We start from the raw sequence: 26574 nt of genomic DNA, 5'->3' as shown, positions 1-26574 counted from the left end.
GCCGCGCGTCTTATCAGACGCGCAAAGGTCGCTGTAGCACTTTGAATTGCTGCATAATTCTATCCTTAGATCGAATAGGATCTAGGAATTATGCAGTAAGCAGCGTGCAACTACAGGCTCATGCCGCCATCGATGACGTGCACCTGACCCGTCGTATAATTGGAAACATCGCTGCCGAGATAGACGGCGAGCGCCGCGATTTCCTCCGGCAGGCCGATGCGGCCCATCGGCTGGCGGGCGATGAAGGCAGCACGGGCTTCCTCGTAATTGCCCTGCGCCTTCATCCGCTCCTCGAGCGATGGCGATTGCACCGTGCCCGGCGCGATCGCATTGCAGCGGATGCCCTGCTTGATGTAATCGAGGGCAATCGACTTGGTGAGGCCGACAACGGCCGCCTTGCTGGCGGAATAGACGAAGCGGTTCGGCACACCCATGGGGACACCCGCAACCGACGACATGTTGATGATCGAGCCGCCGCCGTTTTCGATCATGCCTGGCAGGAAGGCGCGGATCAGCCGGAACATCGACTTGACGTTGAGATCGAAGGCGAAATCATAGTCCCGCTCGCTGGCTTCGAGGATCGTTCCGGCATGCACCGTCCCGGCGCAGTTGAACAGCACGTCGATGGTTCCGGTTTCTGCGGCAAAGGCCGAGATCGCATCCGCATTCATGACATCGAGTTTCGCGACTTTCATGCCAAGGGCGGAAAGTTCGGCGAGTTTTTCCTCATTGAGGTCCGTAGCCGTGACGATTGCGCCTTCGCGCTGGAACGCCTCGGCTGCGGCGCGGCCAATGCCCTGCGCCGCTGCCGTGATCACGGCGCGTTTGCCGGCCAGAAGTCCACCCATGTCATTCCTCCCTTGTCGCGGCTACGACCCGCATCCGATTGCCGACAGGGAATATCGCCGGGTCCCCGCTTGTCAAGGGCAGGAAACGTATTTTTATACAGAAAAAACCAAATGCAGCTCCGGCTACACCCTCAGTCCTGTTTCGTCATCGAAGATGTGCACATCCGCCGGGCGGATGGACACATCGATGACGTCTCCAGCCCTGACCGGCCTGCGGGTCGTGTCGACAACCGTCACTTCGGTGGCCGTCGACGTAGTGATGTAGGTCGCTGAACCGGTAGTCTCGACGATACCGACCGGAAGGCGGAAGACGCCGTGCCCCGGCTCGACGAAATGCAGGTGCTCCGGCCGCAGTCCCGCGGTCACCTTGCGGCCCGGCTGGAGCTGGCGATCGAGCGGAATGGTCTGCTTTTCGCCGATATCGACCGCCAGCGAGCGGCCGTCCTCGCCGACCGTCGCAGGTACGAAATTCATGGCCGGCGAACCGATGAAGCCGGCGACGAACCTGTTGGCCGGTCGGTCGTAAAGCTCCAGCGGCGCCCCCTGCTGTTCGATCACGCCGTCCTTCATCACCACCACATGGTCGGCCATCGTCATCGCCTCGATCTGGTCGTGCGTGACATAGACCGACGTGGCGTGCAGCCGGTCGTGCAAAGTGCGGATTTCCTTGCGCATATGGACGCGCAGCGCCGCGTCGAGATTGGACAGCGGTTCATCGAACAGGAAGGCCTTGGGATGGCGGATGATGGCGCGGCTCATGGCGACGCGCTGGCGCTGGCCGCCGGAGAGTTCGCGCGGATAGCGTCCGAGAAGATGCGAAAGCCCCGTCGTGGCCGCGACCTCCTCTGCCGCCTTCTTGGCCTCGGCCCTGGCGACCCCGCGAATGCGCAGGCTGTAGGTGAGGTTCTGCTCCACCGTCATGTGCGGGTAGAGCGCATAGGACTGGAATACCATGGCGATGTCGCGCTTGCGCGGCGGCACCTTGTTCATCAGTTCGCCGGCGATCCTGAGATCGCCCGTCGAAATGCTCTCAAGCCCGGCCAACGACCGCAGCAGCGTGGACTTGCCGCAACCGGAGGGGCCGACGAGCGCGACAAAGCTGCCCTTCTCGATGCTGAGATCGATATTCTTCAGCGCGTGGAAGGCACCGTAATATTTGTTAACGCCCGAGAGTTCGATCTGCTTGGTCATTTGATGGCTCCCGAGGTAAGGCCGGAGACGATGCGCCGCTGCAGCAGCACGAAGATGGCGAGAATGGGGGTCACGTAGATCGTGGCGTAGGCCATGATGTTGTTCCATTCATTGGTGTTCGGCCCCATGAAGGAGTTAAGGCCGACGCTGGCGGGCTGAAGCTCGATGGCCTGGATGATCGACTTCGAATAGACGAACTCGCCGAAGGCCTGCATGAAGATCAGGATGGCGCTGATCAGGATGCCGTTGCGGGCAAGCGGCAGCACGATGTGGAAGAAGGCGCCGACACGCGAGTTGCCGTCGACCAGCGCCGCTTCCTCCAGTTCCATCGGCACGGCCATGAAGGTGGCCCGCACGAGCACGACGAAGAACGGCATGCTTTTCGCGGCGATCGCGATGATCACGGCAAGACGGGGATAGTCCAGCATGCCGAGTTGCGAAAAGCCGACGAAGATCGGCGTGATCATCAAGGAGGCCGGCAGGACCTGCAGCATCAGGATCAGGAACAGACCGATGTCGACCCAGACATTGCGGTAGCGCGCCAGCACGTAGGCGCAGCCGACGCCGAGCACGGTGATCAGCACCACGGCTCCGGAGGCGATGACCAGCGAGTTCCAGAGATAGCGCTCCATGCCCCGGCTTTCCCAGACATAAGCATAGGTACTCCATTGCGGCACGGACGGCCAGAAGGTCGGCGGCGTGGCGAACATCTCGGAACCACTTTTAAGCGCGGTGATGTACATCCAGTAGAGCGGAAAGAGGTAGATCGCCGCCATGACGATGGCGATCACGAACATCAGACGGTTGTGGTTTGTCTCGCTCATCCGCGCACCTCGTGACGTGTCGAGCGGACATAGACGACCGAGGCGATCATGACGAAGATGATCATCAGGACCGAAATCGTCGCCCCCTTGGCAAAGTCGTACTGTCGGAAGGACTGCTCCCAGGCCCAGTATTGCGCCACGTTGGACGAGTTGTTCGGCCCGCCGGAGGTGATTGCGGCAAAGAGGTCGAACTGCTGCAGCGTGAAGATCAGGCCAAGCGAGATGATGGCGCCGATAGTGGAGCGCATCATCGGCAAGGTGATCGTCCAGAAGCGCTGCCAGGCATTGGCGCCATCGAGCTCGGCGGCCTCGTAGAGATCGGCGGGGATACCCGCGAGGCCGACCGAGAGGAGGATCATGTTGAAGGCGGTGCCGAGCCAGATATTGGCGATGATGACGGCATAAAGCGAATAGTTCGGATCTGAGCGCCAGAAGATATTGCCGGAGATGACACCGCCTTCCCTCAGGATGAAGTTGAGGACACCGAAATCCCCCGACAGGATCCAGTTCCAGATGGCGCCGACGACGAGACCCGGCATCACCCAGGAGACGAGGAACAGGCCACGCAGCCAGGAGGCGCCCGGAAAATTGACCCAGAAAAACAGCGCGAGCCCAAAGCCGAGGAGAAACTGTCCGGCGATCGAGCCGGTGACAAAGATCGCCGTATTGGCAAGGATCGGCAGCGTTTCGGGCTGGGCGAAAAGGTCGCGATAGTTTTTCAAGCCGACAAAGGGGCGCATCAGCGTGCCGAGGCTGAACATGTCGACCTCCTGAAAGCTCATCAGGACGTTGTACAGCAGCGGCAATCCTGCCATCAGGAACAGAAAACCGAGCGGGAAGGCGACCAGCACGATATCGAAACCGCGGCCATCCCTGACACTGGAAAGGAGCCTCTTCATCGGGCCTCCGACGTCCCGAACGGGGCTGCCAAGCGCTTGAGCAGATGACAACCCCTCCCGGGAGGAAATGTTGGATGGCGGATAAGCCATTCGGTTTAATCTCTCCCCGGCGGGGAGAAGGTGGCCGGTGGGGCCAGGTGAGGGGTGCGGCATAGGCTGTCCTCGCTTGTGCTCGGGGCAGTCGCGTCGCCCGACGCTCACATCCCCTCGTCGTCTCGCTTTTCTCGGCTCTTCTCCCCGCCGGGGAGAAGAGCAGCAGCAAGATCCGTTTCATTGCCCGTCAGATCAGCCCAGGACAGCCTTGATCTTTTCGGCTGCCTGATCAAGCGCGTCCTTGGGGCTCGCCTGGCCGGTCAGCGCCGCCTGGATCGCATCCTGGATGGCCTTGGAGATCTTTGGCCATTCGGGATGCGGGCCGCGGGGCTTTGCATATTTCAGCTGTTCGAGGAAGACCTTGAGGGCTGCGTCCTTGAGCGGCTGGCCGGTTTCGGGGATCGAGATGTCTGAACGGGCCGGAAGCTGGCCATAGTTCTTGAACATCTTGTCGTCCTGCGACGCGAAATATTCGAGCGCCTTGAAGGCTTCGGCCGGATGCTTGGACGACGCGAAGATAGCCCAGTTGAAGTCGCCCATGGCGGAGGAGCGTTCGGCGCCTTCCTTCGGCACCGGAAGCAGCGTCACGCCCCAATCGAACTTCGCCTCCTGTGTCATGCGGTCGAGTTCCCACGGGCCGGAGATCGCCATGGCGGCATTGCCGGAATTGAAGGTACCGGTCGAATCCCACTGGCCGCGTGTCAGCGTGTCGGGTGACGCGAGCTTCTCATCGATGATCGTCTTCCAGATTTCGAGCGCTTTTACCGCGCCCTCGGTATTGATGTTCTCATAGCTGCCGCCACCCATCTGCGCCCAGGGCAGGAACTGGAAGGTACCCTCCTCGTTGGCCTTGGCCGAGAAGGCGAGGCCATAGACGTTGGCAGCGGGATCGGTCAGCTTGCGCGCCGCATCGACCAGTGCGTCCCAGGTCTGCGGCGGCTTGCTCGGATCAAGTCCTTTCGCCTTGAACATGTCCTTGTTGTAGTAGAGGGCGATCGTGTTGGTGGCCTTCGGCACGCCGTAGTATTTGCCGTCCCACTCGACCGATTTCAGCGGCCCGGGGAAATAGTTTTCCGGCTTGATCACCGTCGATGTCGAGATCATGTCGGTGAGATCGAGGAAGGCGCCGCGCGACGAAAACAGCGCATGTTCCGGATTGTCAATGGCAATGATGTCCGGCGCTTGGCCCGTCGAATAGGCACGCATGGCCTCGCTGACCACGTCATCGAACTGGATCTGCCGGTACTCTATCTGGATGCCGTTGTTGAGCTTGTTAAACTCGGCCACCAGATTTGGCGCCGGCTGAGTATCGCGGTCGAGAGACCAGACGGTAATCTTCACGTCTTCCGCCTTGGCGGACAGGCCAAACAGCGACACGCTTGCAAGCGCCAGCGCGCCGATGACTGCATATTTGCGGATACCCATCGTTTCCTCCTGTTGGTTATCCTTGTCGGCCGTCATCCTCCATGCCGGCCTTCTTCAGTCCTTTCAGGCCGGATCGACGACGAAGTCGCCGCCCCGGCAAGCTTTCAGATAGTTGAGCCCGTGAACCTGGCCGGTCATTTCCAAAGCATCTCGATAGACCGGATCATGCCAGCCTTCGATGTCGATGGAACCGGACCAGCCGGCAAGCCGCAGCTCGGAAATGACGTCTGTCCAGTTGGTATCGCCGAAACCCGGCGTGCGCATGAAGACGAACTTTTCCTTGCCGAAAATGCCATGCTCACGGATGACGTCCCAGCGGATCGTCGCGTCCTTGCCATGCACATGAAAGATCTTTTTCGCCCATTTGCGGATCTGCGGGATGGGCTCGATCAGATAGACCATCTGGTGGCAAGGCTCCCATTCAAGGCCGATATGATCGTCCGGCGTTTCGTTGAACATAAGCTCCCAGGCATCCGGATTGTGGGCGATGTTCCAGTCGCCCGTCGCCCAGTTGCCGTCCATGGCGCAATTCTCAAAGGCGATCTTGATGCCCCTGTCGGCGGCGCGCCGGGCAAGTTCGCTCCAGATTTCCTTGTATCGCGGCAGGCTGTCGGTCAGCGGTGCGTTGCGAATTCTCCCCGTAAAGCCCGCGACGCAGGTAGCACCGAAATGATGCGCGTTGTCGATGCAGTCCTTCCAGCCCTGCAGCGTGTCGCGATCGATATCCGTCATCTCCAGCGGATTGCCGAACATGCCGAGTGTCGAGATAGTGATATCGCGATCGCCAATCGCGTCAATGCAGCGCTTGCCGAGATCGGCGAGATTCTGGCCGTTGGTGGTCTGCCAGAAGAAGGGCTCGAAACTCTCGAACCCCAAGCCGGCAATCTGGCCGATGCGGTCGGCGGCTTTGCCGCCGGATGCGCTGATCATGGTGCCGATGCGAATAGCTTTTGCCGGATTGCTCATGAAATCGTCCTGTTCATAGGGTCACGCGTTGCCGGGTGCGGGCGCTTTCGATGGCTGCAAACACCATGGCAAGGCTGTTGATATTGTCGTTGCTCACCGTTTCGGGCGTGCGGCCGGTTCTGATGGCAGCAAGGAAATCGGCGATGACGCTGGCATGGCCATGGGTCTCCGCCTCGTTTGCGGGCTCAGGCACCGGAATGGCGTCGACCGGCCGCAGGAAGCCCTCCGTGCCTGATACCCTGTGCGCCTGAAAATCCTCGGCGCCATCCCACAACAGCGTGCCCTTCGTGCCGATGATCCGCCACCGGCTTTCCCAGCTGGTATTGGCGCCTTCGGCACACCAGGAGCCGCGATAGGTAAAGGTGACGTCGTCGGAAAACTCGAAGATCGCATTGGCCGCTGCACCATGCGCATACCACGAGCCGCGCGGATTGCTTTCGTGGCAATAGACGGCAACCGGCACCTTGTCGGCGACGAAACGGGCCGCGTCGAACGTGTGGATCGCCATGTCGAGCAAAAGCACATTGTCCATCTCTTCGCGAAAACCGCCAAAATGCGCACCGATGAAGAAATCACAATGAATGGCCGTGAGTTCGCCGAGCCCGCCGCTTTCGACAAGCCGGCGGATGCGGCGAATGCCCGATATGAAGCGCCGGTTCTGGACGATGGCATGGACTTTTCCGGCGGCGGCGGCCTGGGCGATCATCGACCGCCCCGCCTCAATCGAGGACGCCATCGGCTTCTCGCTCAGCACGTGGCATCCATGCGCCAGAGCCGTTGCGACAACGTCGTGACGGGCAGACGGAATAACGACGTCGAAAACCACGTCGGCCGCGGTTTCTGCCAGTACGGTCCCGAGGTCGCGACCGACGACGGCATCGACCAGACCGAACTCTTCGGCAAGCGCCTTTGCCGCCATCGGGTTGACGTCAACGAGGCCGACGACATCAACCGCCGCTCTGATTTCAGGGGTCTCCGCGATCGCTTTCAGCCAGCCTTTGGCCATAGCTCCGCATCCGCACAAAACTGCACGCAAAATAGGATTCTCCTCCACAAAATCTACGGTTTTCGCTCCTTTTCGATCACCGTAAACGTTTACGGTACTATGAACGAATTTTGAAACGTGTCAATAGATGGACATCGGGCATACCGAAATCGCACGTTGAAAGCGGCTGGAATGACGGGCATACGCAGGCTTGCACAACATCTGGACATTTCAATCGGGACAGTGTCACGCGCACTGAACGGCCGCCCGGATGTCAACGAGGAGACGCGCAAAAGAGTGCTCGAGGCCGCAGCCGAACTCGGCTACGTGCCCAACCAATCCGGCCGCAGCCTGCGGCAGGGCACGACCAATATCATCGGCTTCATGATGCAGACCGGAGCGGAGATCACCGGTCAGGGCGACACCTTCTTCATGAGCGTCTTCGATGGTGTGCAGACCGTCTTTGCCCGCCACCATCTCGATCTCGTCGCGCTCCTTTGTTCGTCTCAGGAGGACCCGGACGATTATCTCCGGCGCGTCGTCGCCCGCGGGTTCGCCGACGGGCTCATCCTCTCGGCAACCCAACGGCACGATCCGCGCCTGGAGTTCCTTGCCAAGCGCAAGATCCCCTTTGCCACGCTCGGGCGCAGCCTCACCGACGTCGGCCAGCCCTGGCTCGATCTTGATTTCGAAGGCATGGCACAGACTGCGATCGACAGGCTCGTTGCGAGGGGCCACCGCCGGATCGCCGTGACAAGGCCGCATGATGACGTCAACCTCGGTTATATCTTCGTCGATCAGGCCGCCAGCGCGCTTGCAGCCCACGGCCTTTCCCTTGACCCCGATCTTGTCTTCCGCTCGACACCCAACGAGGCGGGCGGGTACCAGATCGCACACGACCTTTTGTCGAAGAAGGACCGGCCAACGGCGATACTCCTGGTCAACGAGACCATTGCGATCGGATTTTACCGGGGATTGAGCGAAGCCGGACTGAAGCCGGGGCGCGATATCGCCGTGATTGGCCGCCACAGCCCCCAGACGCATTTCCTGTCGCCAAGCCTTACCGGCTTCGAACTCTCCCGGCGCGATCTCGGCATCGCGCTCGCGGAAGCGCTGCTGGCAACAATGCCCCCGTTCAGCCATTTTTACCCGAATGCGGAACTGCGGACGATCTGGCGGGAAGAGCTGATTGAAGGCGAAAGCGACGCCTTCATGTTGCCCCATGGTTGATCGGCACCGAGGCCGCAGCAACAGGTCATTCTTCGCGACTTGAACACCGGCAGTATCCCGTGCAAATCAGACAGGCCCACCTCTGACACTGGAAACCAGCCCACATGCCCGGCCCCGTGCTCGACCCGATTGAAACCGATCAAATCCTGCCGAAGAAAGCCGGTGTCGTCGTCATCGGCGGCGGCATCATCGGGACAAGCACGGCGCTGTTCCTTGCCGAACACGGCGTCGACGTCGTGCTGTGCGAGAAGGGCATACTCGGTGGCGAGCAATCCAGCCGCAACTGGGGCTGGGTCCGGGTCATGGGTCGCGATCGGCGGGAAATTCCGCTGGCCATCGAAGCGCTGAAAATCTGGGATGGATTGGATACGCGGGTCGGCGGCAAGACCGGGTTTCGCCGATCCGGCATTCTCTATATCTCGGAGAACGAGACGGACATCGCCAATCGCGACGCCTGGCTGAAACTCGCGCAGGCGCATGGGCTCGACACGCGGCAGATCGGCCCGGACGAGACGGCTGCCGTGATGCTGGGCTCTGCGCGACGATACAAAGGCGCGCTTTACACGCCAAGTGATGGCCAAGCCGAACCGCAAAAGGCAGTGCCGGCGATTGCGACGGGCGCACGCCGGGCAGGAGCCCGCATCCTGACAGGCTGCGCCGTGCGCGGCCTCGAAAAAAGCGCTGGCCGCGTCAGCGCTGTCATCACCGAAAAGGGCCGCATCGAGACTCCCGCCGTCGTCCTTGCCGGCGGCGTCTGGTCGCGTCTGTTCTGCAAGGGACTCGGCATCCGGCTGCCGCAACTGAAAGTGCGTAACTCGGTGCTGCGCACCAGCGCGGTGAACCGAGGGCCGGATGGCGCAGGTGCCACCGCCACCTATGCCTATCGGAAGCGGCTGGACGGCGGCTATACCATCGCCAACGGCGGCATCAACATGCATGCGCTGGTGCCGGACAGTTTTGCCTTCTTCCGCGAATTCCAACCTGCCAGGAAGGCCGAGGGCGGATCGGTGCAGCTCGGTCTTAGCGCTCGAAGCTGGCAGGAACTGTTCGAAATCTCCGCAGTCCCCCTCGACCGGCCCGGCGCTTTCGAACGGCACCGGATTCTCGATCCGAATCCGGATGGCAGAAGCGCATTGAACGCGCTGCGGGCGGCCACGGAAGGCCTGCCGGTGCTGCGCGATGCGAAAGTGGAGCAAATCTGGGCCGGCCTGATCGACGTGACGCCGGACGCAGTCCCGGTCATATCCACGCTCGACAGCCTTCCCGGACTGGTCATTGCGACCGGATTTTCGGGCCACGGCTTCGGTATCGGCCCCGGTGCCGGGCACCTCGCTGCCGACCTGGTCACCGGTAACATGCCGATCGTTGATCCCGCACCCTTTCGCTTCACCCGCTTTTCCGACGGCACGCCAATCGAAATTGCGCCGCCAGTCTGACTACCAGCGCAGCGATGCGGTCAGAACCGGGGCGTCCCAAAGACCGCTCAGGCGGTCGTCCAATATGGTCACAGTGATCGATATGCCTGCCATGTCGAGTGACGTGACATAGGTCCCGACAAGGCTGCGCACGATGGTCACGCCCTGCCCTTCAAAAAATGACCGCGCCAGACCGAAGACAAGGTAGAGCTCCGATAGCGGCGTTCCGCCAAGACCATTGACGAAGAGCAGGATCGACTGTTCGCCGCGCGAGCCGAAATCCTCAAGAATGCGCCTGCAGATCAGCTCGACGACCGCCGACGCGTCGGTCATCTGCTCGCGCGAGCGGCCGGGCTCCCCATGGATGCCGACGCCGACTTCCATCTCGTCCGGCCCGAGCACGAAGGTCTCGCGCGTCGTCTGCGGCACCGTCGTGCCCTTCAGCGCCACACCCATCGTGCGGGTTGCGGCAACGACAGCATCGCCGAGTTCTTTCAACTCCCGCAGATTGGCACCCGCCTGTGCGGCCGCCCCGGCGATCTTCTCGACAACCAGCGTGCCCGCGACCCCGCGCCGGCCTGTCCCCCGCACCGATCGCTCGATGGCGATATCGTCATTGACGATGACCGTCTCGATGCGATGTGCGCCGCCAGCCATCGCCATTTCGGCCGCCATTTCGAAATTCATCACGTCGCCATCGTAATTCTTGACGATCAGCAGCGCGCCTGCGCCACCATCCGTTTCGTGGATCGCTGCCAAAATCTGGCCGGGCGTTGGCGACGTGAAAACATGGCCTGTGCAGGCGGCGTCCAGCATGCCATGACCGACAAAGCCGGTGTGCATCGGTTCATGGCCGGCGCCGCCGCCAGAAATGATCGCGACCTTGCCCGGCGTCAGCACCCGGCGGCGGACGTGTTTTTTCCCCTCGCCGAACAAAACGATATCGCCATGCGCGGCAACGAAACCCTCCAGGCAGTCCTGCGCCAGCGTCCCGGCGCTGTTCATGAATTTCTTCATCTCCTGCTCCCCGCAGCAATGCTATCCGAGCGGGACGAATTTTCCAGTGGCGTTGTGAGTATGATGCCACAGTCGAACGAAGGCGAGCGCAACTCAGTCTCCCTCGCCGGAAAGAACGACGATCTTCTGGATGAAATCCTGGATGGCCTCGTCGAGCATGCGGTTCTTCCGCTCATCGCCGAAATCGGCGACCATCAGCGTCAGTTGCCGCAGCCCGCCGGCAGTGCCGAGATCAGGCAGTTTGCCCGGATGCGCCAGTTGATAGGCTTCGAGAAAACGGTCCTGTTCGGCCCTGCTGACATGGCAGACCTGGAAGATCGTCGCCAGATGCCTGGCCGGTAACGGCGTGGTATAGCCCGGGCTGGTGATCTGCGTGACGAAGCTGCGATGTTTGCCCAGCGCCACCGCGAGACGCTGGCGGGTACCGGAAGGCCTATTATCGATGATGGCCGCGAGGATGGTCTTGTATACCGTGATGGCGTCTTCGCTTACGTCGCGTGCCATTTCAGCCTTCCATCCTTGCCTGCGCCAGCACCGCCTTTACGGCAGGCAACTGCGATGGAGCAACGGAAATCTGACGTATGCCGCTTGCGATCAGCGACGGCAGCAATGCCGGGTTGCCGGCCAGATCGCCACAGATGCCGATCGGCTTGTCCATGTCATGCGCGATCCTTACTGTCTGTGCGATCAGCCGCAACAAGACGGGGTTTGCTTGACCATAAAGGTTGGCAACGGAAGCGTTGTCACGCGCGCAAGCCGTCAGATACTGCGCCAGGTCATTGGTGCCGAGCGAGAAGAAGTCAGACGATTCGAATGTGTCGAGCATGATCGCCGCGGCCGGAACCTCGACCATCACGCCGATATCGGGAACCCCGACGTCGATGTGCCGCTGGACAAGGCTGGCCGCTTCGTCCTCGAAAATCCGCCGCGTCTGATCAACCTCGCCAGGGAAGGTCACCATCGGCAGCAGCACCTTCAGCGGCCCCAATGCCGCAGCCCGTAAAAGCGCCCGGACCTGGATTCGCAGCATGGCCGGCATTGCCAGAAGCAGACGGATACCGCGCAGACCGAGAAACGGATTGCGCTCCTCGACGCCAAACCCACCGAGCGGCTTGTCACCGCCAAGATCGAAAAGACGGATGGTGACCGGCTTGCCAGCGGCCCAATCCAGCATTTCGACGTAGAGCTGGAACTGCTTTTCCTCATTCGCCAGATCCGCGGCCGCCGACAGGAGAAACTCGGTTCGCAAAAGCCCAATGCCGTCGCAGACATTCGAGTCGAGGCTATGAATCTCGGCAATATCGCTGATATTGACCAATATCTCCAAGCGGCCGGCTGGACGATCGGCGGATGGAAGCTCAAATCGCGCGGGTATCCCGGGCGTCGGTTTTTCTCCCATTGCCGCCATTGCGATATCGGCACCGCTTGGATGAACGACGACGAGACCGGTGCCGCCGTCGACCAGAACCGGAGCCTCGGGCTCAATGGCAGGCCCGCCGAGACCGACGACCATCGGCACGCCTTTGGCGCGGGCAAGCAGCGCCACATGGCTTGCGGTGCTTCCGGCTGCAAGCGCAATACCGCCGCCGCCGCTCCAGTCATGGGCGAGAAAAAGACTGGGCGCCATGTCCCTGCCGGCGAAGACCGCCCCCCTGGGAAAGTTGGCGGGCGGCCTGCCTTCAAGGATACGAAGAACCCGATCGCGGATATCGATGACATCGACCGCCCGCGCCCGAATATCGTCATCCTCCGACAGCTCGAACCCGGCGATATATTCCTCGAGAGCCGTCACCCAGGCGAGCGCCGCATTCTGTCCCTCGCCGATATACTCGGCGGCCATGTCGCCGATCACCGGATCGCGCAACATTTCGACCTGGAACTCGAGGATGTCCGAGCTTGGCGGATCAGTTCGCACCATCAGGTCTTTGAGGGCGCTGACCGCCTCCTCAATCGCACTTCTGAGAAGGTCGAATTCCAGCGAAGGCGACGCGCCGCCCTCTATGGGGCTCCGGGGTTCCGAAGGCACGTGCGCCGGACCGATCGCATACCCTTGGCTTCCATTGCCCTGGCCCTGCAGCCTAAGCGCCCCGGACATTGGATCTTTCCTCACCGAAATCGTCGATAAACAACGCTTCGAGAACCGAGATCGCCTCATCGGCCCTCAGGCCATGCGCCCTAATCCTGAGTGTCGATCCCTTGCGGATGCGCGCGCCCATGACCTTGACGATGCTTTTGGCATTGAGCCAGAGGCCGGAGCGATTGACCTCGATCTCGATCACGCAGGGAAAGGATCTGGCAAGCCGCGTGAAGGTTACGGAGGGTCGCGCGTGCAAGCCGACGCCATGGGTGATCAGCAATTCGACGGAGGCATGGCCACCCGCCGAACCCGTTCCCCCGTAGCTGCCGTGGCGCTTGTCCATCATGACGGGGAAAGCTCCTGCGCTGTTGCCACCACCTTTGCCAGCGATGCCCCGCCCGAGGCTTCTGCAGCGGCGATCACGGCCCCTTCGACGATCGGCGCGTTGCAGATGACGATGCGTGCGGCCCGCCCCTTGCCGATCATTTCGATCGCCATTTCACTGTTGGTTTCCGCGCCGCCGAGATCGACGAAGATCGCCACTCCGGCCTCCGACCAGGCTTCCTCGATGGCCTTCAGGATCGCGCCCGTATCGGTGCCCAGCCCGCCGGCCGGATTGCCGCCGCACCAGGCGAGCGGCACGCTGTCCCCGACCATCTGGCGCACCATGTCGGCAGCGCCTTTTGCTACAAGCGGTGAATGGGAGACGATCACGATGCCGACATTCTCGATCCTGCCTGTCATGCTGCACCTGCCTTCGCCAGTTCATGGCAGACGACCTGACAAAGAAGCGCGCAGCTGGCAGCACCCGGGTCCATATGCCCCACCGACCGCTCACCGAGGAACGAGGCGCGCCCGCGCATGGCCTTCATGTCGATCGTCATATCGGCGAAACCCTGAGCTTTCTCGGCAAGCTGCTGGAGAGGCGTGTCGCTTATCACAGCCTCGCTGAAAGGATAAAGAACGTCGAGCAGCGTTTTCTCTCCCGGGTGCGATTTTCCGCGGCGCGCGACGGCGGCCACGGCCTGTTGAAAGACATCTGGAAATTTCGCTTGCGCCGGCTCGGCGGCCAGGCCCTTGCCGATCTCCAAGAGCAGCGTGCCATAGAGCGGTCCGGCCGCGCCGCCGATGCTCATCACCAGGATCGTCCCGGCAGCGATCATCGCTTCGGGAACCGGCATCGCGGCGAGTTGCTGCCGTTCGGCGGCCAAGGCTTCCAGCCCACGCCGCATATTGGTGCCATGATCGCCATCACCGATCGCGCGATCGAGGCCGCAGAGATGGGCTTCCTGTGCCGCGATCGCGTTCCGGCACGCCTCGATCACGCGGCAAATCTGGGCCGCTTGATCGATGGCAGACTTCGGCTCGCGCGCAAGGATCATGCGGGCTCCAGGATACCGGCGACGGCCGCAAAAGCCTCGGCCACGGCATGCGCGCCGGGGTCCATCACCCCATCGAGATCGCTCTCGCCGATATAGGCGGATCGGCCGGCATTCGCCTTGCGCATCGCCTTGGTCGCTTCGGCGCCCTTGCGCGCCGCATCGGCGGCGGCACGGACGCCGCCCACTGCCATTGCGTGAAGCGCCGGAGACAGCGCATCGACCATGGTGCGATCGCCAGGATGGGCGCCGCCGTAGAAGGTCATCCGCTCGAGCCCGGCGAGCAGGGACACGACAAGGCTCCCCCCGTCCCCACTCGCCCTGCCCGCCGCAGTAAAGAAGATCGACAGGAGGACGCCACTCGAACCACCCATCGCAGTCGAAAGCGTATCGCCGATGACAGAGAAAAGCGTTGCCCTGTCGGCAAGGGGCAGGCCTCCCGTCTGCGCCAGAATGCTGCGGGCACCGGTGGCGACCGTCGATCCGGTGTCACCATCGCCCGCCTTGGCGTCCAGCCGGTTCAACTCCGGCTCAAGAGAAATCAGCCGGTCGCAGATGGCGGCAAGCACACGCTCGGCCCCTCCATCATGGCTCGCCACAGCCGTTTCTGCCAGACTTTCGGCTCTCGGCGCCGGCACGATGGCAACACTAAGCGGCGCGATCGCCGGCAGCCACGCGCGCGGCGCGACATTGGACAGCAGCGCCGTCTCGCGCACGGGATCAAGCGCGATCAGCGACAGGGAAAAGCCGTTCATGTTCAAGGCGGTCATCAGCGGTCCGGGCCCGATCGCCAGCGCGACACGGTCAGCAAACGGCGACGAGAGCACCGCATTGGCGATCAGCGACATTTCCAGCGGCGGCACGGCACCGAGATTGTTGATGAGAAGCGCATATTTCCCGGCCGGCTTCATCGCCGCCGATAGCCGTTCCGTCATGATCGAGACGAGACCGTCGGCCTGCTGGACGGCTATCTTTTCGACCCCCGGCTCGCCGTGGATGCCCAAGCCGAGCTCCCCCTGGTTCTCTCTCAGGCGATCTTCATAAGGCCGTCCGGGAATGGAGCAGGAGGAATAGGACACGCCGAGCGAAACGATATCGGCAGCCGCAGCCTTGGCAGTGGCGGCGACCGAGGCGAGGCTCTCGCCGCTTTCGGCCAGATGACCGGCGATCTTGTGAACGAAGAGCGTGCCCGCGACGCCACGCGGCTGGTTGATGTCCGGCAGCGCGATATCGTCAGCGACGATGACCATCTCGACATCGAAACCTTCCGCCCGGGCCTTTTCCGCCGCCAGGCCGAAATTCAAACGGTCGCCGGTATAATTCTTGACGACCAGCAGGCAGCCCGATTTGCCGGTCACCGCCCGGATCGCAGTCAAAACGGCATCGACGCTGGGAGAGGCGAAGATTTCGCCGGAGACGGCAGCCGTCAGCATGCCCCTGCCGACGAAACCCGCATGGGACGGCTCGTGCCCTGCCCCGCCGCCGGAAATCACTGCGACGCGGGACCTGTCCCAGTCGGCGCGGACGACCACCTTGATGTCCGGGTAGCTGTCGAGACGGGCCAGCGTTCCCGGCGCCGCGGTCCGCAACAGACCGTCGAGAGCCTCCGTGACGATGGTTTCTCTGCGGTTGAAGAAATGTTTCATGGGGGCCATCCAGTCCGTTTCTCGTTGCGCATCCTTCCGCCATGGCGCAAGCGATGCAACCTCCCGTTTTTGTTTATACAAGCCGTTGTCCGTCGGCACCGAAATAGAGCGGATCCTTCAACGTCAGCATGATCTTGTCGCCGGGGCTGACCGGCACGTAAGGATTGGCGAGCGTTACCAGCTTGTGGCCGCCGATGCGCATATGCAGGTGGCTTTGGTCGCCGAGATGTTCGATCCAGTCGATCTGCGCATTGGCATTGCCGTTTGCCGCGCCGATTTCCAGATGCTCGGTGCGTGCGCCGATCGTCTTCGTTCCCCTCGGCGGTTGCCCGCCGGGGACAAGCCCTTCCGGAATGAGGTTGATGTGCGGCTGCCCGAGCCTCGCCGCCACATGCAGGTTGACCGGATTGCTGTAGATCTCGCGCGGCGTGCCGAGCTGGACGAGTTCACCGTCCTTGAGGATGCCGATCCGGTCGGCCATCGTCATCGCCTCGACCTGGTCATGGGTGACGTAGAGAAGCGTCGATCCGAGCTCGTTCTGGATGCGTTTCAGCTCGAGCCTCAGCTCTGCCCTGAGCTTGGCATCCAGCGACGATAGCGGTTCGTCCATCAAATAGATCGCCGGCTTGCGCACCAGCGCCCGGCCGATGGCAACCCGCTGCATCTCGCCGCCCGACAGCCGCGTCGAGCGGTTTTCGAGCTTGTGGTCGATCCGCACCATCTTGGCCACGTCGCGAACGCGCCGGTCGATCTCGTCGGTGGAAAGATGGCGGGCGGGCGAACGCAGCGGGAATGCCAGGTTTTCATAGACCGTCAGATGCGGATAAAGCGAATATTGCTGGAAGACGAAGGCGACGTCGCGGCCAGCCGGGGCGGCACCGGCCATATCCTGCCCGCCAATCGTCACGCGACCCTTGTCCGGCCTTTCGAGCCCCGCGATCAGCCGCAACGTCGTCGTCTTGCCGGCCCCGGTCGGCCCGAGCAGCACGACGAATTCGCCGTCGCGGATTGTCAGTGTCAGGTTATGCACGGCCTTGGATTCGCCGAACGACTTGGCGATATTCTGGAGGGTTACCTCAGCCATGACGGGCCTCCGCATAGAGCGATGATTTGACGGCGCGGCCGGTGGCGCACTCGAACAACGAGAGTTTTTCGCTGTCGAGTTCGAGGCCGACGGTCTCGCCGATCCGAAACGTCCTATCGGCCGGCACGCGCGCCTTGACGAGACCCTTGCCGGTTTCGACGGCGACGATCTGGTTGGTGCCGAGATATTCCGCACCGTAGACCGAGCCTCGCAAAAGCGAACTGTCACTGAAACGGATGTGCTCCGGCCGGACGCCGAGCGCCAGTTCGCCGGGGGCAATATCCTGATGCACTTCTGGCAACGCGATCTCGACGCCATCCAGCGAAACCGTTCGGCTGCCCTTTTGCAAACCGGACGTGAACCTCAGAAAATTCATAGGTGGCGATCCGATGAAATCAGCGACATACATTGAAGCGGGGCGGCTATAAATCTGCTGCGGCGTTCCGAACTGTTCGATGATGCCGTGATTCATCACCGCAATCTTGTCGGCCATCGCCATTGCCTCGTGCTGATCATGGGTGACATAGACGGTGGTGGCGTGGATGCGGTTGTGCAGCTCGCGCAGCTCATGCACCATCACATCCCGAAATTCGGCGTCAAGCGTGCCGAGAGGCTCGTCCATCAGGAAGCATTTCGGCCTGCGCACGATCGCCCGCCCAAGCGCCACACGCTGCCGGTCGCCACCGGCAAGTCCGGAAACGGAGCGGTCGAGGATATGGCTGATCTGCAGGAGCCTTGCAGTCTCCTCCACCCGCGACCGGATCTCCGCCTTCGAAACGCCCTGCGACAGCAGCGGAAAGCCGATGTTCTTGCGTACGTTCAGATGTGGATAAAGGGCAAAGAGCTGGAAGACGAAGGCGATGTCGCGGGCGCTTGCGCGGTTGAACGTCACGTCTTCGCCGTCAAGAAAGATCCTGCCGCTGGTCGGCAGTTCCAGGCCGGCGATCATTCTGAGCGTCGTCGTCTTGCCGCAACCCGATGGCCCGAGCAGCGCCAGGAATTCGCCGTCACCGACGGTGAAGCTCGAATCCTCCACGGCGACGAAATCGGCGAATTGCTTGCGCAGGTTTTCGATCCGGATCTCTGCCATGGTTCACTCCGGAAACTTCGAGACGATCATGAACATTACGGTGCCTGCGAGCAGCGTCACCAGCGAATAGGTGTAGAGCGCCAGTGCGAATGGCTGGAACAGCATCAGGAAGCCCACGGCGATCAGCGCCGTCGCGATATTTTCCATCGGGCCGCGCCGAAAGAAAAAGGGGCGTTTCTTGCGGGGATGTGTCGTGTCAATGGTCATTTCCGCACCGCTCCGAAGGTGATGCCGCGCAGCAGTTGCTTGCGCAGAAGAATGGTGAAGACGAGGATCGGCACGAGGAAGATCGTCGTTCCGGCGGCAACGGCCGGCCAGTCCATCCCTCCTTCGCCGATGATCGTCGGGATGAAGGGCGGCGCGGTCTGCGCCGAACCCGAGGTCAGAAGCACCGCGAAGGCATATTCGTTCCAGGCGAAGATCAGGCAGAAGATCGCGGTGGCGGCAATGCCTGTCGTCGCCTGCGGCAGTACCACCTTGCGGAAGGCCTGAAGACGGGTGTAGCCATCGATCATCGCCGCCTCCTCGTATTCCCGCGGGATTTCATCGATGAAGCCCTTGAGCAGCCAGACGGAAAGCGAGACGTTGACAGCCGTATAGAGCAGGATCATGCCGAGCGCGGTGTCGGACAGGCCGAGCTCGCGGTACATCAGATAGATCGGGATCGCGACCGCGATCGGCGGCATCATCCGCGTCGAGAGGATGAAGAACAGAAGATCGTCGGCCAGCGGTACCCGGAAGCGCGAAAAGCCATAGGCCGCGATCGTCCCGAGAAAGACCGCTAGGAACGTCGAGCCGAAGGCGATCACCATCGAATTGGTGAAGCGCGGCCAATAGTTGGATGAACCGGCGATCACCATGTTGCGGCTGCGGGTGATCTCGTCGCAAGTCGAGGTCGGCGGGCCGAGCGACTGGATGTATTCCGGTGTCTGCCGGGTGCGGGTCGTGAACAGGTTGCAATAGCCCTCGAGCGTCGGCTGGAAGACGATTTTCGGCGGATAGCTGATGGAATCCGGCGGCGACTTGAAGCTGGTGAGGAAAATCCAGGCCAGCGGCACCATGGTGATGACGGCGTAGAGAATGACGATGGCGCCGGCTATACGCTTGGTGGTGATGCTCGGCTCGACCACGGAATGGGCGGAGGTCGCGTTGCTCATCTCTGTTTTACCCTGTTCAGCGCTTTGACGTAGATATTGGCAAGGCCAAAGACCGCGACGAAGAGAATGATGGCAAAGGAAGAGGCGCGGCCCGTCCGCCAGCTTTCGAAAGCCTCGCGTTTCAGCGTAATCGATGCCACCTCTGTCGTTGATCCCGGCCCACCCCCCGTCAGAAGCATGACCATGTCGAACATCTTGAAATTCTCGATGCCGCGGAAAAGCACCGCGAGCATGATGAAGGGCAGCGCCATCGGAATGGTGATCGACCAGAATTGCCGCCAGCCGGATGCCCGATCGACCTCGGCCGCCTCATAGATATAGTCGGGGATCGATCTCAGGCCCGCCAGGCAGATCAGCATCACATAGGGCGTCCACATCCAGGTATCGACGACGATGATGGACCAGGGGGCGAGCGACACCGAGCCGAGCATTTCGAATGAGGATGGCGGCACGCCGGTGGCGTAGGAGACGACATAATTGAAGAGGCCGATCTGCGGCTGATAGAGGAACCGCCAGAAATTGCCGACCACCGCCGGCGACAGCATCATCGGGATCAGGATCACAGTCGTCCAGAAGGCATGCCCCCTGAATTTTCGATCGATCAGATAGGCCAGCGAAAAACCGATGAGGGTCTGCAGCAGGATGGTCCATAACACGAAATGGGCCGTCGTCTGCATGGCGATCCAGATGTCGGGGTCGTTGAGAACCCGCTGGTAGTTGGTCAGGCCGACGCCTTCAACCACCGCAGTCGGCCGGTTGGCACGATAGTTGGTGAAGGAGAGCCGCACCGCCCAGATCAGCGGAAAGATGTTGATGGCGAGCAGCAACAGGATGGTGGGCGCGATGAAAAGCCAGGCGATCGCCCGGTCTGACAGGCCGCGCACGCGGTGAGCGAGCGGCACCGGCGTCGCGCGCACCATGCGCTCGGTCGCCTTGTCCAGTATGGTGGTATCGGTGTCGGTCACGGACTTCACCTGAGATCGGGATGGCTGTCGTTTACTGGGCCGCCCGGCGCGCGCCGGACGGCCCCACCGGGAGGAAATCAAAGCTTCCCGTCGTCCTCGAAGACTTCCGTCCAGTCCTTGACCAGACCGTCGAGCGCCTCCTTCGCCGTACCCTGATCGGCCACGACATAGTCATGCATGCGCTTCTGCATGGCCTGCAGCAGGATGGCATAGGACGGCTCCTGCCAGAAGTCCTGCACCTGGTTCATGGCGACGAGGAAGTCTGCGGCAAACGGCTGGCTGTCCTTGAAGGAAGGATCGTTCAACACCGCGTTGTGCACGGCGTAACCGCCGAGCGACCACCATTTCTTCTGCACATCCGGCTGTGCAAACCATTTGATATAGGCAAGCGCGCCGTCCATGTTGTCGGTGTTGGCAACAACCGAAATCCCCTGCCCGCCAAGTGTCGATGCCGCCGTCGTGCCCTTCGGATTGACGAAGAAGCCGATCTTGTCACCACCGACGTTCTCATCCTTGTAGAGGCCGGGGAAGAACGCGAACCAGTTCATCGCCATCGCCGCCTGGCCGGATTTGAAGGCGTCCAGCGTTTCGCCCATATAGGCGTCGGTGTAGCCCGGTGGCGTGCAGCACTTGTAGAGTTCCTTGTACTCCTCAAGCCCCTTGACCGCGTCCGGCGAATTGACCGCACCTTCCATGTCGTATTTGCCGGGCGTCATTTCATATTTGAAGCCGTTGGCATAAAGCGCCTGGGTGACACCCATGGTGATGCCTTCGGACGCACGTTCGGTGAAGATCGCCGCGCCGTAGACCTTCTTGCCGTCGATCTCCTTGCCGTTGAAGAACTTCGCCGTTTCGATCAGTTCGGGCCACGTGGCCGGCACCGTCAGATCGCGCCCAGTCTGTTTCTTGAATTCCGCCTGCAATTCAGGCTTCGCGAACCAGTCCTTGCGATAGAACCAGGCATTGGCGTCGCCCATGGCCGGCAGCGCCCAGTAATTCGGCGTAGCCTTCGGCCAGGTGGCATAGGCGTTGACGGCGGCCTCGGCGAAGTCGCTCATCTTGATGCCTTCCTTGTCGAAGAAATCATTGAGCTTGACGTAGTATCCGTTCTCGGCCGAACCGCCGAGCCACTGGCTGTCGCCGATCAGGAGATCGCAGAGCTTGCCGCCGGAGTTGAGCTCGTTGAGAATGCGATCGGCGAAATTCGGCCACGGCACGAACTCGAATTTCATTTCCGTGCCCGTCTTGGCCGTGAAATCCTTGGACAATTCCACCAATGCATTGGCCGGATCCCAGGCCGCCCAGCACAAGGTCAGCTCCGCCGCCTGCGAGACGGACGGCAAAGCCGCGGAGATTGTCAGCGCAGTTGTTGCCCCCAACAGGGCCTTGGTCATTTTCCGCATGTATTCCTCCCAGATACAGAAGCCGGCACCACGCCGCCTTCGGGAATTCCGACTGCCTTTGCGCAGTCGCCCGTCCCCACGGTGGGAGGATGCGCCAGCGCCATCAAATTTGAGTTTTACCGGGCTCTCCGCCCTTCGCTCATCCGGTCTCACTCCAACCGTGTTGAGCAATATGTTTAGTGATACTCAATTTACTAAACATGACAAGAGGCAATCGTTGCTGCACCGCACGCTTTGCAATGCAACGACCGCGACAAATCCCGCCAGGAAAGCCAATAGCCATGACTGAACAAAGTGTTGAGCTACGCGCGAAAACAAAAAATCCCCGGAGGCGTCACGCCACCGGGGATTCGAAATTCCAGCAGTATCAGCGAAAAGAGTGCGGGCTCAGCCCATGCGCTCCGAAGCATAAGAACCCGGGCTGGCCGGGAAGACGACGGTGCGGTTGCCGTTGATGAAGGTGCGGTGGTGGATATGCGCATGAACCGCACGGGCCAGCACCTGACTTTCGACGTCGCGGCCGATCGAGACGTAGTCTTCCGCGCTCTGGGCATGGGTGATGCGGGCGATATCCTGCTCGATGATCGGGCCTTCATCGAGATCGGCGGTGACATAGTGCGCCGTTGCACCGATCAGCTTCACACCGCGCTCATAGGCCTGCTTGTAGGGGTTGGCGCCCTTGAACGACGGCAGGAACGAGTGGTGGATGTTGATGATCTGGCCCGACATCTTCTGGCACATCGCATCCGACAGGATCTGCATATAGCGGGCAAGCACGATCAGTTCGGTACCGGTCTGCTCGACCACGTCCATGATGCGAGCCTCGGCCTGCGCCTTGTTCGCCTTGGTGACCGGAATGTGGTGGAAGGGAATGTCGTGGTTGACGACCACCTTCTGGTAGTCGAAGTGGTTGGAGATGACGCCGACGATGTCGATCGGCAGCGCGCCGATCTTCCAGCGGTAGAGCAGGTCGTTCAGGCAGTGGCCGAAGCGCGACACCATCAAAAGCACCTTCATGCGGTGCTCGCTGTCACGAATATCGGCGACCATGCCGAAGCGCGTCTTCACCGCCTCGAAGCCTGCGGTCAGCTTGTCGAGCGACGCCCCCTCCTGGCTGATGAAGGTCAGCCGCATGAAGAACAGGCCGGTTTCCATGTCGTCGAACTGCGAGCTGTCGGTGATGTAACAGCCTTCTTCCGCGAGATAGCCGGTGATCGCCGCAACGATGCCGCGGGTGGATTTGCAGGAAACAGTCAGCACATAGCTTTTCATCGGTGTCAGTCTCTTGGCTCGAGGTATTGGCTGGCCCTCCCGGCCAACGTTGTGGAGCGGAAGCTAGCGCGGCACTGGCCTGCCCGTCCATCCGTTTAGCGACATCGGATAGCAGGAACAGGCCATGCCGTCTCTTCTGATCTTCGCAGAAGCCCGACGCTTAGATGTCGAGCGTCGTCTGCCGCTCCCATTCGGTGAAGTGGGACGTGTACGTGTTCCATTCCTGATGCTTGAGCTTCAGGTAGGCGCTGGAGAAACTCTTTCCGAGCGTGGCTTTCAGCTCCTCGTCCTTGTCGTATTCCCGGAGCGCATCGAGCAGGTTCAGCGGCAGCTTCGGCGCATCGGTGACGGTGTGGCCTTCCTTGTACATGTCGATATCGTAGTGACGGCCCGGATCGGCATTGTGCCTGATGCCGTTGAGACCGGCCGCGATGATGATCGCCTGCAGCAGATAGGGGTTGACCGCGCCATCCGGCAAACGCAGTTCGAAGCGCCCGGGTCCGGGAACGCGGACCATGTGCGTGCGGTTGTTGCCGGTCCAGGTCACCGTATTCGGTGCCCAGGTCGCGCCGGAAATCGTGCGCGGCGCGTTGATGCGCTTGTAGGAATTGACCGTCGGATTGGTGATGGCGGCCAGCGCCGAAGCGTGCTTCATGATGCCGCCGAGGAAGGTCTTGCCCTTGGACGAAAGACCGAACGCCATCTCCCTGTCGGCAAATGCATTGGTCTTGCCCTCCAGATCCCAGACGGAAATATGGGCATGGCAGCCGTTGCCGGTCAGGCCCTTGAAGGGCTTCGGCATAAAGGTGGCGCGAAGGCCGTGTTTCTCGGCGACCGATTTCACCATGAATTTGAAGAAGGAGTGCTTGTCGGCCGTCTGCAGCGCATCGTCATATTCCCAGTTCATCTCGAACTGGCCGTTCGCATCCTCATGGTCGTTCTGATAGGGCTTCCATCCGAGTTCGAGCATGTAGTCGCAGATCTCGGCGATCACGTCATAACGGCGCATGACGGCCTGCTGGTCGTAACAGGGTTTCTCGGCCGTATCGAACTCGTCGGAAATCTTGCTCCCATCCGCCGAGATCAGGAAGAATTCCGGTTCGACGCCGGTCTTGACACGCAAACCTTCCTTGGCAGCTTCGGCGATCAGCCTTTTCAAGACGACGCGCGGCGCCTGTTCGACCGGCTGGTCTTCCATGACGCAATCGGCCGCCACCCAGGCGACGTCCTTCTTCCAGGGCAGCTGGATGACCGAGGACGCATCCGGCAACGCAAAGAGGTCCGGATGGGCGGGGGTTAGGTCCAGCCAGGTAGCGAAGCCGGCAAAGCCTGCACCGTCCTTCTGCATGTCGGCAATCGCTTCCGTCGGAACCAGCTTGGCCCGCTGGCCGCCGAACAGGTCGGTATAGCTGATCATGAAATATTTGATGCCGCGGTCCTTGGCAAAGCTAGCAAGATCGAGTGTCACTGTGTTCCCCTTTGGATTATTTCAGACACTTTTTCATGGAGAGGGCCGCCGCCTGGCTTGAAACATCAAGTCTTGGGAGATCAGACGACGCCCGTAATGATATTGAGGGTCAGAACCCTCCCTTGCCCGGGATCCAGCTGGTGCCGGCAAGCGGCACCTGCGCCATGGCGGATGCCTCGAGTGTCAGCGCGACGAGATCTTCCGGCTCCAGGTTGTGCAGATGGTTCTTGCCGCAGGCACGCGCGATGGTCTGCGCTTCCAGCGTCATAACCTTGAGATAATTGGCCAGACGGCGGCCGGCGGCGATGGGGTCAAGGCGCTTCATCAGTTCCGGGTCCTGCGTCGTAATGCCGGCCGGATCCTTGCCTTCATGCCAGTCGTCATAGGCGCCGGCCGTGGTACCGAGTTTCTGGTATTCCTCTTCCCAATGCGGATCGTTGTCACCGATCGCAACAAGTGCCGCCGTACCGATGGCAACCGCATCGGCGCCCAGCGCCAGCGCCTTGGCGACATCGGCGCCCGAGCGCACGCCGCCCGAGATGATCAGTTGCACCTTGCGGTGCATGCCGAGATCCTGAAGCGCCTGAACGGCAGGGCGAATGCAGGCGAGCGTCGGCATGCCGACATTCTCGATGAAGACGTCCTGCGTTGCCGCCGTCCCGCCCTGCATGCCGTCGAGCACCACCACATCGGCACCGGCCTTGACGGCAAGCGCCGTGTCGTAATAAGGCCGCGCGCCGCCGACTTTCACATAGATCGGCTTTTCCCAATCGGTGATTTCGCGCAGTTCGAGGATCTTGATTTCCAGATCGTCCGGGCCGGTCCAGTCGGGGTGGCGGCAGGCCGAGCGCTGGTCGATGCCCTTCGGCAGGTTGCGCATATTGGCGACGCGATCGGAAATCTTCTGGCCGAGCAGCATGCCGCCGCCGCCGGGCTTTGCACCCTGGCCAACCACGACTTCGATCGCATCGGCGCGGCGCAGGTCCTTCGGGTTCATGCCATAGCGCGAGGGAAGATACTGATAGACCAGCGTCTGGCTGTGGCTGCGTTCCTCGTCCGTCATGCCGCCGTCGCCGGTGGTCGTCGACGTCCCGGCGATCGTGGCACCACGTCCGAGCGCTTCCTTGGCATTGCCCGACAGTGCGCCAAAACTCATGCCGGCAATGGTGATCGGCGTTTTCAACGTGATCGGCTTCTTGGCGAAGCGAGAACCGAGAACGACGGTCGTGTCGCATTTTTCACGATAGCCTTCGAGCGGATAACGCGAGATCGAAGCGCCGAGGAAGAGCAGATCGTCGAAATGCGGCACCTTGCGCTTGGTGCCGGCGCCACGGATGTCATAGATGCCGGTCGCCGCCGCCCGGCGGATTTCGGCCAGCGTATAATCGTCGAAGGTCGCGGACTTGCGCGGCGGGGTATAGGGGTTGTGATAGCTCATCTCTATGTCCCTGCCTTAGTACGCTTCGGCGTTGTCGATGTTGAAATTGTAGAGCTTGCGGGCCGAACCGTAGCGCTTGAACTCGGTCGGCTTCACATCTGTGACGCCGGCCTTTTCGAGCAATTCGGCAAGTTTTTGCAGATGCTCGGGCCGCAGCTCCTTCTCGATGCAGTCGGCGCCGAGGCTCCTGACCTCGCCGCGCACGAAAAGCTTGGCCTCGTAAAGCGAATCCCCGAGCGCATCACCGGCATCGCCGAGCACGACCAGATGGCCGGACTGCCCCATGAAGGCCGACATATGGCCGATATTACCGTGCACAACGATGTCGATGCCCTTCATCGAGATGCCGCAGCGCGAGGCCGCATTGCCCTTGATGACCAGCAGGCCGCCGCGGCCGGTTGCGCCGGCATATTGGCTGGCATCGCCTTCGATGACGACCGTTCCGGACATCATATTCTCGCCGACGCCGGGGCCGGCGGATCCGTGAACGGTGACCGTGCCGCCGTCATTCATGCCAGCGCAGTAATAGCCGACGCTGCCGCGCACATCCACGCTGACGGGCTGGTCTATCCCGACGGCAACGGCATGGCTGCCGCGCGGATTGACGACTTCGAAGTGCGTATCATTCGTGCCGGGGGGGATCGCGTGCAGCGCGCTGTTCAACTCACGCAGCGGCGTGGTGGCAAGGTCGAACACGCGCAT

The 26574-nt window shown here is 61.6% G+C and carries 26 protein-coding genes; 2 read left to right on the top strand and 24 right to left on the bottom strand.

Annotation, left to right across the window (positions count from 1 at the left end; translation table 11 throughout):
* Positions 1 to 110 precede the first annotated feature (110 nt).
* The 7 genes from ACSQ2Z_RS03665 to ACSQ2Z_RS03635 form a co-directional block, all read right to left on the bottom strand.
* Positions 111 to 848: an SDR family oxidoreductase gene (locus tag ACSQ2Z_RS03665; RefSeq protein WP_436079958.1), complete on the bottom strand. Its 738-nt coding sequence runs from the start codon at positions 846 to 848 to the stop codon at positions 111 to 113.
* 123 nt (positions 849 to 971) lie between these two features.
* Entirely contained in the window at positions 972 to 2039 is a 1068-nt protein-coding gene (locus tag ACSQ2Z_RS03660) for an ABC transporter ATP-binding protein (protein WP_436079957.1), read from the bottom strand.
* Positions 2036 to 2863, bottom strand: coding sequence for a carbohydrate ABC transporter permease (locus ACSQ2Z_RS03655; protein WP_436079956.1), 828 nt, complete (start codon positions 2861 to 2863; stop codon positions 2036 to 2038). The genes ACSQ2Z_RS03660 and ACSQ2Z_RS03655 overlap by 4 nt, the downstream gene beginning before the upstream one ends.
* The gene (locus ACSQ2Z_RS03650) at positions 2860 to 3762 is read right to left on the bottom strand and encodes a carbohydrate ABC transporter permease (protein ID WP_436079955.1); all 903 of its coding nucleotides are present in this window, start codon (positions 3760 to 3762) and stop codon (positions 2860 to 2862) included. The genes ACSQ2Z_RS03655 and ACSQ2Z_RS03650 overlap by 4 nt, the downstream gene beginning before the upstream one ends.
* Before the next feature lie 285 nt (positions 3763 to 4047).
* Positions 4048 to 5280, bottom strand: coding sequence for an ABC transporter substrate-binding protein (locus ACSQ2Z_RS03645; RefSeq protein WP_436079954.1), 1233 nt, complete (start codon positions 5278 to 5280; stop codon positions 4048 to 4050).
* Between the two features lie 63 nt (positions 5281 to 5343).
* Positions 5344 to 6246: a sugar phosphate isomerase/epimerase family protein gene (locus ACSQ2Z_RS03640; protein WP_436079953.1), complete on the bottom strand. Its 903-nt coding sequence runs from the start codon at positions 6244 to 6246 to the stop codon at positions 5344 to 5346.
* A 13-nt stretch (positions 6247 to 6259) separates the two neighbouring features.
* Complete coding sequence (locus ACSQ2Z_RS03635; protein ID WP_436082967.1) at positions 6260 to 7285, bottom strand: Gfo/Idh/MocA family protein; 1026 nt, start codon at positions 7283 to 7285, stop codon at positions 6260 to 6262.
* 138 nt (positions 7286 to 7423) lie between these two features.
* Here ACSQ2Z_RS03635 and ACSQ2Z_RS03630 point away from each other — a divergent pair, with 138 nt between their 5' ends.
* Positions 7424 to 8461 carry a LacI family DNA-binding transcriptional regulator gene (locus ACSQ2Z_RS03630; RefSeq protein WP_436079952.1) on the top strand — a complete coding sequence of 346 codons (1038 nt, stop codon included), beginning with the start codon at positions 7424 to 7426 and terminating at the stop codon, positions 8459 to 8461.
* A gap of 104 nt (positions 8462 to 8565) precedes the next feature.
* Entirely contained in the window at positions 8566 to 9897 is a 1332-nt protein-coding gene (locus ACSQ2Z_RS03625; RefSeq protein ID WP_436079951.1) for an NAD(P)/FAD-dependent oxidoreductase, read from the top strand.
* Here the strand turns inward: ACSQ2Z_RS03625 and dhaK are convergent, their stop codons facing one another.
* The 17 genes from dhaK to ACSQ2Z_RS03540 all read right to left on the bottom strand — a co-directional run bounded on the left by dhaK (position 9898) and on the right by ACSQ2Z_RS03540 (position 26574).
* Positions 9898 to 10893, bottom strand: a complete 996-nt coding sequence (gene dhaK / locus ACSQ2Z_RS03620; RefSeq protein ID WP_436079950.1) for a dihydroxyacetone kinase subunit DhaK — start codon at positions 10891 to 10893, stop codon at positions 9898 to 9900.
* A 93-nt stretch (positions 10894 to 10986) separates the two neighbouring features.
* Positions 10987 to 11397, bottom strand: coding sequence for a hypothetical protein (locus tag ACSQ2Z_RS03615; protein WP_436079949.1), 411 nt, complete (start codon positions 11395 to 11397; stop codon positions 10987 to 10989).
* A 1-nt stretch (position 11398) separates the two neighbouring features.
* Positions 11399 to 12988, bottom strand: coding sequence for a putative PEP-binding protein (locus ACSQ2Z_RS03610; protein WP_436079948.1), 1590 nt, complete (start codon positions 12986 to 12988; stop codon positions 11399 to 11401).
* Entirely contained in the window at positions 12972 to 13313 is a 342-nt protein-coding gene (locus tag ACSQ2Z_RS03605) for an HPr family phosphocarrier protein (RefSeq protein ID WP_436082966.1), read from the bottom strand. The genes ACSQ2Z_RS03610 and ACSQ2Z_RS03605 overlap by 17 nt, the downstream gene beginning before the upstream one ends.
* A complete protein-coding gene (gene dhaM / locus ACSQ2Z_RS03600; RefSeq protein ID WP_436079947.1) occupies positions 13313 to 13714 on the bottom strand; it encodes a dihydroxyacetone kinase phosphoryl donor subunit DhaM in 402 nt (133 codons plus the stop codon). The genes ACSQ2Z_RS03605 and dhaM overlap by 1 nt, the downstream gene beginning before the upstream one ends.
* Positions 13711 to 14352 (bottom strand): dihydroxyacetone kinase subunit DhaL, encoded by a 642-nt coding sequence (dhaL, locus tag ACSQ2Z_RS03595; RefSeq protein ID WP_436079946.1) that lies wholly within the window; start codon positions 14350 to 14352, stop codon positions 13711 to 13713. Before dhaL ends, dhaM begins: the two co-directional genes overlap by 4 nt.
* Complete coding sequence (locus ACSQ2Z_RS03590) at positions 14349 to 15995, bottom strand: dihydroxyacetone kinase subunit DhaK (protein ID WP_436079945.1); 1647 nt, start codon at positions 15993 to 15995, stop codon at positions 14349 to 14351. Before ACSQ2Z_RS03590 ends, dhaL begins: the two co-directional genes overlap by 4 nt.
* A 73-nt stretch (positions 15996 to 16068) precedes the next feature.
* On the bottom strand, positions 16069 to 17079 hold the full coding sequence (locus ACSQ2Z_RS03585) for an ABC transporter ATP-binding protein (RefSeq protein ID WP_436079944.1): 1011 nt from the start codon (positions 17077 to 17079) through the stop codon (positions 16069 to 16071).
* Positions 17072 to 18169, bottom strand: a complete 1098-nt coding sequence (locus tag ACSQ2Z_RS03580) for an ABC transporter ATP-binding protein (protein WP_436079943.1) — start codon at positions 18167 to 18169, stop codon at positions 17072 to 17074. Before ACSQ2Z_RS03580 ends, ACSQ2Z_RS03585 begins: the two co-directional genes overlap by 8 nt.
* Before the next feature lie 3 nt (positions 18170 to 18172).
* Positions 18173 to 18376, bottom strand: a complete 204-nt coding sequence (locus ACSQ2Z_RS03575; protein ID WP_436079942.1) for a hypothetical protein — start codon at positions 18374 to 18376, stop codon at positions 18173 to 18175.
* Positions 18373 to 19326 (bottom strand): carbohydrate ABC transporter permease, encoded by a 954-nt coding sequence (locus ACSQ2Z_RS03570; protein WP_436079941.1) that lies wholly within the window; start codon positions 19324 to 19326, stop codon positions 18373 to 18375. The genes ACSQ2Z_RS03575 and ACSQ2Z_RS03570 overlap by 4 nt, the downstream gene beginning before the upstream one ends.
* The gene (locus tag ACSQ2Z_RS03565; RefSeq protein ID WP_436082965.1) at positions 19323 to 20246 is read right to left on the bottom strand and encodes a carbohydrate ABC transporter permease; all 924 of its coding nucleotides are present in this window, start codon (positions 20244 to 20246) and stop codon (positions 19323 to 19325) included. Before ACSQ2Z_RS03565 ends, ACSQ2Z_RS03570 begins: the two co-directional genes overlap by 4 nt.
* Before the next feature lie 122 nt (positions 20247 to 20368).
* A complete protein-coding gene (locus ACSQ2Z_RS03560; protein ID WP_436079940.1) occupies positions 20369 to 21694 on the bottom strand; it encodes an ABC transporter substrate-binding protein in 1326 nt (441 codons plus the stop codon).
* A gap of 387 nt (positions 21695 to 22081) precedes the next feature.
* Positions 22082 to 22966 carry a formyltetrahydrofolate deformylase gene (gene purU, locus ACSQ2Z_RS03555; RefSeq protein ID WP_436079939.1) on the bottom strand — a complete coding sequence of 295 codons (885 nt, stop codon included), beginning with the start codon at positions 22964 to 22966 and terminating at the stop codon, positions 22082 to 22084.
* Positions 22967 to 23126: 160 nt separating this feature from the next.
* Positions 23127 to 24434, bottom strand: coding sequence for a type III glutamate--ammonia ligase (gene glnT / locus ACSQ2Z_RS03550; RefSeq protein ID WP_436079938.1), 1308 nt, complete (start codon positions 24432 to 24434; stop codon positions 23127 to 23129).
* Positions 24435 to 24543: 109 nt separating this feature from the next.
* The gene (locus ACSQ2Z_RS03545) at positions 24544 to 25872 is read right to left on the bottom strand and encodes an FMN-binding glutamate synthase family protein (RefSeq protein ID WP_436079937.1); all 1329 of its coding nucleotides are present in this window, start codon (positions 25870 to 25872) and stop codon (positions 24544 to 24546) included.
* 15 nt (positions 25873 to 25887) lie between these two features.
* Positions 25888 to 26574 carry a protein GlxC gene (locus tag ACSQ2Z_RS03540; protein ID WP_436082964.1) on the bottom strand — a complete coding sequence of 229 codons (687 nt, stop codon included), beginning with the start codon at positions 26572 to 26574 and terminating at the stop codon, positions 25888 to 25890.

Source organism: Pararhizobium sp. LjRoot235 (genome assembly GCF_964254145.1).
Lineage (GTDB): Bacteria > Pseudomonadota > Alphaproteobacteria > Rhizobiales > Rhizobiaceae > Pararhizobium.
This window is presented reverse-complemented; position numbering and strand designations above follow the sequence as displayed.